The following is a 695-nucleotide window of genomic DNA, read 5'->3' as shown; positions in this document are numbered from 1 at the left end:
GGTGCGCGCCATCGACAGCGTGCCGCGCTCGTTGTCGAGCCCGTTGTCCGCCTCGTTCTCGATGGGCTCGCGGGTCGACTTGCGCTGCATGTCCTCGGTGAACCCGCCGCCCTGGATCACGAAGCCGGGGATGACCCGGTGGAAGATGGTGCCGTCGTAGAAACCGGCATCCACGTAGGCGAGGAAGTTCTCCACGGTCACCGGCGCCCGCTCGGCATAGAGCGCGATCCGGATGTCGCCCCGGTTGGTGTGGAAGACCACCTCGGGCTGCGGGGCGGCGGACGCCGTGCCGACCATGCCGGCCAGCGCGAGGGTGAGCAGTGCGTTCTTCATCGTTTCTCCTTGGCTCGGTAGTTCAGGGGCCGCGCTCACTCCTGCGCGAGGGCGGCCAGTCCGTGGGTGTCCGGGCGCTCGACCACGCCGCGCTCGGTGACGAGCACGTCCACCAGCGACGCCGGGGTGACGTCGAACACCGGATTCCAGGCGCCGGCGCCCGGGGCGGCGATGCGCTGGCCGGCGACGGACAGCACCTCCTCCGCATCGCGGTACTCGATGGGGATGTCGGCACCGCTGGCGGTGGCATAGTCCAGGGTGGAGAACGGCGCGACCACCATGAAACCGACCCCCAGCGCCCGCGCGGCGAGCGCCAGCGGGTAGGTGCCGATCTTGTTGGCGACATCGCCGTTGGCGCTGAC

The 695-nt window shown here is 70.2% G+C and carries 1 protein-coding gene and 1 pseudogene; both read right to left on the bottom strand.

Annotated elements, in window-relative coordinates; genetic code table 11:
• Nucleotides 1–333: peptidylprolyl isomerase (locus G7A99_RS23115; protein ID WP_205600026.1), on the bottom strand; the 333-nt coding region annotated here is incomplete at its 3' end.
• A gap of 35 nt (nt 334–368) precedes the next feature.
• Nucleotides 369–695, bottom strand: a pseudogene (locus G7A99_RS23110) (S-methyl-5-thioribose-1-phosphate isomerase); the annotation flags it as partial.

Source organism: Arhodomonas sp. KWT (assembly GCF_010993615.1).
The sequence above is the reverse complement of the archived record's forward strand: the minus strand, read 5'-3'. Positions and strand labels throughout refer to the sequence as shown.